Here is an 8856-nt window from a genome sequence, read left to right on the forward strand (position 1 = left end):
ACGCGAAGGCCTGCGAGTCAATCCGCTCGACGTGATCGACTGGGTCAACCTGTTCGCGCTCGCGGTCAACGAACAGAACGCCTCCGGTGGTCGAGTGGTCACCGCGCCCACCAATGGCGCGGCCGGGATCATCCCGGCGGTGCTCCACTACTACGCCCTCCTCGTGTCGGTCGCCGACGACGACGGAGCCGTTCGGTTCCTGCTCATCGCCGCCGCGATCGGGATCCTGTTCAAGACCAACGCCTCCATCTCTGGTGCCGAGGTCGGCTGCCAGGGCGAGGTCGGCATCGAACACAACCTCGGCCTCACCTGCGACCCGGTCGGTGGGCTGGTCCAGATCCCCTGCATCGAGCGCAACGCCATCGCCTCGGTGAAGGCCATCAATGCCCCTCGTCTGGCTATCCACGGCACTGGCAGCCACAAAGTCTCCCTCGACAAGGCGATCAAGACCATGCGCGAGACCGGCCACGACGTGCACGTCAAATACAAGGAGACCTCCCGAGGCGGCCTCGCCGTCAAGATCTTCGAATTCTGAGGCCATCTTGCGTCGTGACCACAAAACTAACTTGAGTGGAATGGACTCAACTTCTGGAGTGTTGGATGCTTGGACGAGCACACCGACACCGGCGGAGTGCTCACATCACGCACAGGAGTTCTGGACACAAGATGAGTCAGTTCGGGGTCGAGAAGTTCACCAACCGCAGTCGCGAGGCCATTGAGGCCGCCCAGCTCGCGGCCACCACCGCTGGCAACACCAGCACCGAGCCGATCCACCTGCTCGTGGCGCTGCTCCAGCAGGAGGAGGGCACGGCGGCCGGCCTGGTCGGCAAGTCGGGCGTCGACGTCACCATGCTGACCGCGCAGGCGATCGCCGAGCGCGACCGACTGCCCCGTGCCAGCGGCTCCACCGTCAAGCAGCCGGGCGGCTCGGCGGCGCTGACCAGGGTGCTCGCCAGCGCGCTCGACCTGGCCCAGTCCATGAAGGACGAGTACGTCGCCACCGAGCACCTGCTCATCGCCCTGGCCACCGTCGAGTCCACTGCACAGCAGGTCATCAAGGCCGCCGGCCTCACCGCCGACGGGCTGCGCGAGTCGCTCACCGCGGTGCGCGGCAACCGTCGCGTCACCTCCCAGGACGCCGAGTCGACGTACGAGTCGCTGGAGAAGTTCTCCGTCGACCTGACCAAGGCCGCCGAGGAGGGCCGGCTCGACCCCGTCATCGGGCGCGATGCCGAGATCCGCCGGGTCATCCAGGTGCTCTCCCGGCGTACCAAGAACAACCCGGTCCTCATCGGCGAGCCCGGCGTCGGCAAGACCGCCGTCGTGGAGGGCCTGGCCCAGCGCGTCGTCGCCGGCGACGTGCCCGACTCCCTCAAGGGTCGCCGGGTGCTTTCGCTCGACCTGGCCGCGATGGTGGCCGGCGCGAAGTACCGCGGTGAGTTCGAGGAGCGGCTCAAGGCCGTCCTCGACGAGATCAAGCAGTCCGAGGGCCAGGTCATCACTTTCATCGACGAACTCCACACGGTGGTGGGCGCCGGTGCCGGCGGCGACAGCCAGATGGACGCCGGTAACATGCTCAAGCCGATGCTGGCGCGCGGCGAGTTGCACATGATCGGCGCCACTACGCTGGACGAATACCGCGAGTCCATCGAGAAGGACCCGGCCCTGGAGAGGCGCTTCCAGCAGGTCTTCGTCGGCGAGCCCTCGGTCGAGGACACCATCCAGATCCTGCGCGGCATCCAGGAGAAGTACGAGGCCCACCACGGCGTGCGCATCACCGACGCCGCGCTGGTCGCCGCCGCGACGCTCTCCGACCGCTACATCACCGGGCGGCGGCTGCCCGACAAGGCCATCGACCTCATCGACGAGGCGGCGTCCCGGCTGCGGATGGAGATCGAGTCCTCCCCGGAGGAGATCGATGTCCTGCGCCGCGCCGTCGACCGGCTCAAGATGGAGGAGTTCGCGCTGGAGAAGGAGTCCGACGACGCCTCGCGTGAGCGTCTCGCGGCCCTGCGCCGAGACCTGGCCGACCGCGAGGAGGAGTTGCGCGGGCTGGAGGCGCGCTGGGAGCGCGAGAAGTCCTCGCTGGAGGGCGAGGGCGAGCTGCGCCGCCAGCTCGACGCCCTGCGCATCGAGGCCGACAAGCTGACCCGCGAGGGCAACCTGGCCGCCGCCTCGGAGATCCTCTACGGCCGCATCCCGGCCTTGGAGGCCCAGATCGAGGCGGCCTCGGCCGCGCCCGCCGAGCCGGTCGAGAAGCTCGTGGGCGAGGAGGTCGGGCCTGCGCAGATCGCCGATGTGGTCGAGGCCTGGACCGGCATCCCCACCGGCCGGCTGCTGGAGGGCGAGCAGGCCAAGCTGCTGCGGATGGAGGAGGTCATCGGCGAGCGGCTGATCGGGCAGCAGGCTGCGGTGAGCGCGGTCTCGGACGCCGTACGGCGCTCGCGGGCCGGTATCGCCGACCCCAACCGGCCGACCGGCTCCTTCCTCCTCCTCGGTCCGACTGGCACCGGCAAGACCGAGCTCGCGAAGGCGCTGGCGGACTTCCTGTTCGACGACGAGCGGGCCATCGTGCGCATTGACATGTCGGAGTACTCCGAGAAGCACTCGGTCTCCCGGCTGGTCGGCGCGCCTCCCGGCTACGTCGGCTACGACGAGGGCGGCCAGCTCACCGAGGCGGTGCGGCGCCGGCCCTATTCGGTGGTGCTGCTCGACGAGGTCGAGAAGGCGCACCTGGAGGTCTTCGACATCCTGCTCCAGGTGCTCGACGACGGCCGGCTCACCGACGGCCAGGGCCGCACCGTCGACTTCCGCAACACCCTGCTGATCCTGACCTCCAACCTGGGCTCGCAGTTCCTGGTCGACCCGCTGCTCGACGAGGCTGCCAAGCGGGAGTCGGTGATGGCGGTGGTGCGCTCCTCCTTCAAGCCGGAGTTCCTCAACCGGCTCGACGAGGTTGTCATGTTCGACGCCCTCACCAAGGAGCAGCTGGCCTGGATCGTCGACATCCAGCTCGCGGCGCTGTCCAAGCGACTCTCGGCGCGCCGGATCACGGTCGTGGTCACCGACGCGGCGAAGGAGTGGCTGGCCGACACCGGCTACGACCCGGCCTACGGCGCCCGGCCGCTGCGCCGGCTGATCCAGACCGCCATCGGCGACCCGCTCGCCAAGCTGCTCATCGGCGGCCAGGTGGTTGACGGCGCCACCGTCACCGTCGACCGCTCGGAGTCGGGTCTGACCCTGACCACCTGACCCCCGGGGGCGCGAGTCGGCAGAAGTGCGGGTCTGAAATGGCCCGAGTCGGCAGAAGTGCGGCTCTGAGAAGGCTCGAGTCGGCAGAAGTGCGGGTCAAGGACCTGCACTTCTGCCGACTCGGCCGTTGTGGGACTCACACTTCTGCCGACTCGGCGGTCTGGTGGCCTGCACTTCTGCCGACTCGGCACAATAGGGGCATGGAGGCTCTTCCCCGACCGCGGCAGGTGACACTCGCCGGCTGGCTGATCATCCTTGGCTCGGCGGCGATGGTCCTCACCGTCTACGACCAGATCGCCTCGCTGCACACCCTCGACACCCGCGAGGCGACCGCGGAGATGCTGGCCGCGCCGCCCTTCGACGTGCTGGGCCTCAGCGTCGGCGAGGCGCTCGGTCTGGTGCGGGTGCTGGCCACGATCGCCGGCGTCTGCGCGGCCGCGACGGCGGTGCTCGGTTGGCACGTGCTGCAGCGGTCCAAGTCGTCGCGCGTCGTGCTGAGCGTGCTGGCGGTGCCGCTCTTCGTTACCGGCCTGGTCAGCGGGGGAGTGCTCTCCTCGGCGGTCGCGGCAGCGGTCGCGCTGCTGTGGCTACAGCCGGCTCGGGACTGGTTCGACGGTCGCTGGAACCCGGCGCCGGAAGGCCAGGGCAGGGAGAGCTGGCCGCGGAACCCGTTCGCCGTGCCGCCCACCGGACAGGCCGGACAGGCCGGACAGGCTCCCGAGCAGCCCGCAGCGCCGTCGGCCGAGGCGCCGGTCGGGCAGCCGGCGAGCCAGCCGCCGGCCTGGCAGCAGCCCTTCGGCCAGCCCGGCTCGACGCCCTACCTCCCCCCGGCGTCGTACCCCCTCGTGGCGCCCGCCCGGCGCCCCGGCGCGGTGCTGGCCGCGGCCGTGCTCACCTGGGTGTTCTCAGGCCTGGTCGCCGTCCTGTTCGTGATCGGCTCGATCGTCACCGGCACCGACCCCGAGATCATCCGGACCGAGCTCGACAAGAACCCCACCTTCGCCGAGCAGGGCGTCACCGTCGAGATGGTCCAGGTGATGTTCGTCGTGATGGCGGTCGCCGTCACCGGGTGGGCGCTGAGCGCCTGCGTGGTCGCCTTCTTCGTGCTCCGCGGCAAGCCGTGGGCGCGCGTCCTGCTCGCCGTCTCCACCGCCGGCGCCGGGCTGTTGATGCTGCTCTGCGTGCTCGTCAACCCGGTCATGCTGATCCCCGCCGCGGCCTGCGGGGCGACCCTCGCGATGCTGCTGCGCCGCGACGTCGCGGCCTGGTTCAGCGCACCGATCACCACACCGACCAGGCGTCAGTAGACACGACCGTCGTCACCTGGAGCGACCGGGCCCCGACGAACGCATCGCGGCCGTGCAGGTAGCGGTAGTTGTCGAGGACGAGTACGTCGCCGGCATCGAGCCTGAAGCGCGGCGCCCGAGCAGCCATGGCCTCGACGACCGCGGCGTAGCGGTCCAGCATGACCTGGTGTCGTACGGCGTCCGGCTCGCGCGGTGCCGGCCGTGCCTGGGAGCCGGTCCGCACCACGCGGCGCCCGCCTCGGGTGTGCTCGATCATGCGCCGCAGCAGCGGCGTGGCGGGCACGCCGCGGGAGGGGTTGGTCCAGCCGGCGAGGAAATCGACGTCGACCCCGGTGAGGAACTCGTGGAGCTCGGTGTCGGTCTCCCGGATCCGATCCGCGAGCCGATACCCGTCGAGAACGAACGACTCGCCGCCCTGCGCCGCCGGCTTGAGACACCGCTGCAGGACGTAGTCGTCGTCGGGGTCACGGAGTCGCACGGTCTGGCCGTGGACGTCGGCGAGCGCCCAGGCCCCGTCCGCGTGCGGGCCCAGGTAGTCGCCGCTCTCGCCGTCCTGTCGTCGGATCGGGAACAGCCTCCGCAGCCGCGATCCCAGCAGCAGGGCGGCCACCTCGACCAGGGTGTCGGACCGCTCGGACGGACTGGGCATGACGACGGCGCCGTACTCGGCGAAGATCTCGCGAGCCTCCGGCAGCCCGCAGCGGGGTGGCATCGTGCCGGCCTCGATCAACTGGTTCATCTCTGTCTCCTGTCGGTGGCGCGCTCAGGCGAAGTAGTCCAGAGCCCAGACGCCCTGGGGAGCGACCGTCAGGAACCGGGAGTGGAACTCCTGCCAGGTCTTGTCGGGATCGAGGTCGGCGAACTCCTCGGGATAGAGGTCCTTGGCCACGCTCTGGATCGCGTAGAAGTCCCATACCTCGCGCACGTTGCTGTGGCTCAGCAGGTAGACGCGATGGTTCTGCACCGCAGGGAAGGCCTCCCAGCCGGGCCGCTCCACGTAGGGCTTGGCCGACGCGCGCGCTACCTCCGGGGTGATGTCGTAGCCCAGCTTCATGGTTGACCCGTCCAGCGAGCCGCCGCCGCTTACGAGCAAGACCACGTCCGGCTTCTGGGAGAGGACGTACTCACGGTCCAAGGGCGCCATCTCGACGCCCTTGTCGGTGGCGATATTCCTCGCGCCGAGGCTCTCGAGGATGCCGCCCCACAGCAGCTTGTCATAGCTGTTGCCATATTCCGCGGGGTCCCTGGCCAGCTCGACGTAGACCTTGGGCCGGTCGGCCTCGGCGGCCGCCGCTGCCTGAGCCCGCTCGTAGACCGGCTCGACCTGCTCCCGGTAGAAGTCGGTCAGCTCCTTGCCGCGGGCGTCGGCCCCGAAGACCTTGGCGATGATCTCGATGCTCAGCAGGCTCTTGTCCAGCTCCGAGGAGTGGAAGTCGATGGTCGCCACCGGGATGCCGGCGTCCTTGATCCGCTGGACCTCCTCGGGCGCGCCCTCGTAGGCGAGTTCGGGGATGAGATAGATGTCGGGCTTGGCCGCGATGATCCCCTCGGCGTTGAGGTCGCTGCCGGACCCCGTCACCACCGGTACGTCGTCGAGGCCAGGATCGACGTCGAGGAAGTGGGGGTAGAGGTCGGCGCGGGTCTTCAGGCCGTCGTCCCAACTCGCCAGGTGCTCGTCGACGTCCTCGCCGAACAGCGCGAACATCGTGAGGAACGGGCCACCGAAGCCGCTGTAGACCACGCTGGCCGTCTTCGCCGGCCGCGGCAGCGTCACGGTGTCGCCGCGTACGTCGGTGAAGCTGATCTGCTCCGAGCCGCTGGCCTCGGGCGTTGTCGACTGCCCACCGCAGCCGGCGGCCGTCAAGAGCAATGCGGCGGAGGTCGCCGCGGTCGTGATGAGCCTGATGGCTCTCATAGAGGTTCCTTCCATGGTTGTGCTCGAGGGGGTGTCTCGTCAGGAATGTGTGTGCGTCCGAGTGACCCGACGCAGCGAGGAGAGGGCGTTGACGTGCAGGCTGTCCGCTTCGCTCACGATCCGGGCCTGCACCTGGAAAACCTCGCGCACCAGGTCCTCGGTCAGCACCGCCGCCGGGGCGCCGGCGACGTGCAGGCCGCCGCGGTGCAGCACCAGCAGCTGGTCGGCGTAGCGACCCGCGAGGTCGAGGTGATGCAGTGAGACAAGGGTGCAGATGCCGCGCTCCCGGGTGAGGTCGGCGATCAACTCCAGGGTCTCCAGCTGGTAGGCCAGATCAAGGCTGCTGATCGGTTCGTCGAACAGCAGGATCTGCGGATCGCGGACCAGCGCCTGGGCGATCGCGGCGAGCTGGCGCTGGCCTCCGCTGAGGGTGGCGACCGGCTCGTTGGCCAGAGGCTCGATGCCCACCGCGTGAAGCGCTCCCCAGACGGCTTCGAGATGCTTCTCGTGCACCGACCAGCGCAGCGAGTGGACGCGGCCGAGGAGAGTCGCCTCGAACACCGAGAGCGCCGGGCCCTGAGCCGTGTCCTGGGCGACGTAGCCGACCCGACCGGCGCGCCGCGACAGCGACCAGCCGGCGGTGTCGACGTCGTCGAAGAGGATCCGGCCCTGATACCGGCCGATCCCGGAGATCGCCCTGAGCAAGGTCGACTTGCCGGAGCCGTTGGGCCCGAGCAGCACGGTCACTTGGCCGGGATGGATGCTGGCGCTGACGTCGGCGAGGACGGTCCTGGCGCCGTAGCGGCAGCCGACGCGGTCCAGTTCGACCCTCATCGCCTCGCCGTCCGGCGGGAGAGGATGAGAGAGATGAAGAAGGGCAGGCCGATGATCGAGGTGACGACGCCGACGGGATAGACGGTGCCGGGGACGATCACCTTGCTCGCGATCGAGGCGGTCGACAGCAGCGTTGCTCCGCACAACGCCGACATCGGCACGAAGTAGCGCTGATCCTCGCCTACCAGCATCCGGGCGAGATGGGGGCCGACCAGCCCGACGAAGCCGATCGTGCCGACGAAGCTGACGGCGACGGCGGTCAGCAGGGAGATCAGCACCAGCGTGCGCCACTTCAGTGCCACGACGTTGATGCCGAGCCCGGCAGCCCGGTCGTCGCCAAGGCGCAGAGCGGTCAGCCGCCAGGCGTCCTTGGCTAGCAGCGCGGCGACCACCAGCAGGACGCCTCCGACGAGCAGCACCTTGCTCCAAGTGGCGCGCTGCAAGCTCCCGAAGAGCCAGAACACCACCTGCTGGAGGGCTTCTGGGGAGGCGCGGTATTGAACGAGGGAGAGCAGTGCCTGGAAGGTGAACATCAGTGCGATCCCGGCCAGGACCAGCGAGTCTCCGCTGGCGCCGAGACGGTGGCCGACCAGCAGGATCACGAAGCAGGCGGCGACGCAGAAGACGAACGCGTTCGCGGCGACGGCGTAGCTGCCGAGAAAGGGGAGGACGGCCCAGCCGCCGACGATCGCCAAGGCGGCGCCGAACCCCGCGGCGGCCGAGATGCCCATCGTGTAAGGGCTCGCGAGCGGGTTGTCCAGGACCGTCTGCATCTGGGCTCCGGCGATGGCCAGCGACATGCCGACCAGCAGCGCCATCGCCGCTATCGGCAGTCGGAAGCTCCAGACGATCACATAGTCCGCGGGGTCCGCCTCGGAAGGACGGAAGACGACGCGGAGGACGTGTACCGGGCTCATCCCGGACACCCCGACGAAGACGTCCGCCAGGCAGGCCGCGATGCAGACGGCCAGCATGGCGCCCAACAGCAGTCGCTTGCGCCGCACGATGCGGCGGTAGGCCAGGCGGGCGCCCTGGGCGGGTCGGGACGTCGGGTGGTCGACGGTGACTGACACGGCTGCCTCCTTTCTTCGACGCGGCGTCCTTGCAAGCTAACACAAAATGACAATCATTATCAATACGAGGGTCTCCGCCTCGAGGTCGGCACCCGGCGACCTGGCCACGCTGCTGGATCAGCAGTTCCGGGCGCCCGTCCAGCCCCCGGCGTCGTACCTCTCGCTGACGGAGAAGGAGCGCGAGGTCTTCACCGCCGTCGCACGCGGGCTGTCCAACACCGAGATCGCCGCGCTGGTCTTCGCCGGCGAGTCGACCGTGAAGACCCACGTCGGCTCGATCCTGCGCAAGCTCGGGCTGCGCGACCGGGTGCAGATCGTGGTCTTCGCCCACGAGCACGGCCTGGTCTAGCGGCGCGACTCGGCAGAAGTGCAGGTCTGAGAGGTGCCGAGTCGGCAGAAGTGCAGGTCTGAGAGGTGCCGAGTCGGCAGAAGTGCAGGTCGCTCACCAGCACTTCTGCCGACTCGGGCCCTGTAC

At 69.3% G+C, this 8856-nt stretch carries 7 protein-coding genes and 1 pseudogene; 4 read left to right on the forward strand and 4 right to left on the reverse strand.

Annotation, left to right across the window (positions count from 1 at the left end):
* Nucleotides 1-22: 22 nt before the first annotated feature.
* From QM595_RS06015 to QM595_RS06025, 3 genes and pseudogenes are all read left to right on the forward strand, one after another.
* A pseudogene (locus tag QM595_RS06015) lies at nucleotides 23-535 on the forward strand (L-serine ammonia-lyase, iron-sulfur-dependent, subunit alpha); the annotation flags it as partial.
* A 131-nt stretch (nucleotides 536-666) separates the two neighbouring features.
* Nucleotides 667-3252 carry an ATP-dependent chaperone ClpB gene (gene clpB / locus QM595_RS06020; RefSeq protein ID WP_415170626.1) on the forward strand — a complete coding sequence of 862 codons (2586 nt, stop codon included), beginning with the start codon at nucleotides 667-669 and terminating at the stop codon, nucleotides 3250-3252.
* 200 nt (nucleotides 3253-3452) lie between these two features.
* A complete protein-coding gene (locus QM595_RS06025; protein ID WP_415170627.1) occupies nucleotides 3453-4559 on the forward strand; it encodes a hypothetical protein in 1107 nt (368 codons plus the stop codon).
* Here QM595_RS06025 and QM595_RS06030 read toward each other — a convergent pair.
* The 4 genes from QM595_RS06030 to QM595_RS06045 are packed head-to-tail and all read right to left on the reverse strand — an operon-like array spanning nucleotide 4534 to nucleotide 8381.
* Nucleotides 4534-5298, reverse strand: a complete 765-nt coding sequence (locus tag QM595_RS06030; RefSeq protein WP_415170628.1) for a TauD/TfdA family dioxygenase — start codon at nucleotides 5296-5298, stop codon at nucleotides 4534-4536. The two genes, QM595_RS06025 and QM595_RS06030, sit on opposite strands and share 26 nt — an antisense overlap.
* Before the next feature lie 24 nt (nucleotides 5299-5322).
* Nucleotides 5323-6474, reverse strand: coding sequence for an ABC transporter substrate-binding protein (locus QM595_RS06035; protein WP_415170629.1), 1152 nt, complete (start codon nucleotides 6472-6474; stop codon nucleotides 5323-5325).
* Between the two features lie 39 nt (nucleotides 6475-6513).
* Nucleotides 6514-7308 carry an ABC transporter ATP-binding protein gene (locus tag QM595_RS06040; RefSeq protein ID WP_415170630.1) on the reverse strand — a complete coding sequence of 265 codons (795 nt, stop codon included), beginning with the start codon at nucleotides 7306-7308 and terminating at the stop codon, nucleotides 6514-6516.
* Nucleotides 7305-8381 carry a FecCD family ABC transporter permease gene (locus QM595_RS06045; RefSeq protein ID WP_415170631.1) on the reverse strand — a complete coding sequence of 359 codons (1077 nt, stop codon included), beginning with the start codon at nucleotides 8379-8381 and terminating at the stop codon, nucleotides 7305-7307. The genes QM595_RS06040 and QM595_RS06045 overlap by 4 nt, the downstream gene beginning before the upstream one ends.
* Nucleotides 8382-8427: 46 nt before the next feature.
* On the opposite strand from QM595_RS06045, the gene QM595_RS06050 reads away from it, so the two are divergent.
* A complete protein-coding gene (locus QM595_RS06050) occupies nucleotides 8428-8730 on the forward strand; it encodes a response regulator transcription factor (protein WP_415170632.1) in 303 nt (100 codons plus the stop codon).
* Nucleotides 8731-8856: the final 126 nt, after the last annotated feature.

This window comes from Nocardioides sp., from assembly GCF_047607185.1.
Taxonomy (GTDB): domain Bacteria; phylum Actinomycetota; class Actinomycetes; order Propionibacteriales; family Nocardioidaceae; genus Nocardioides.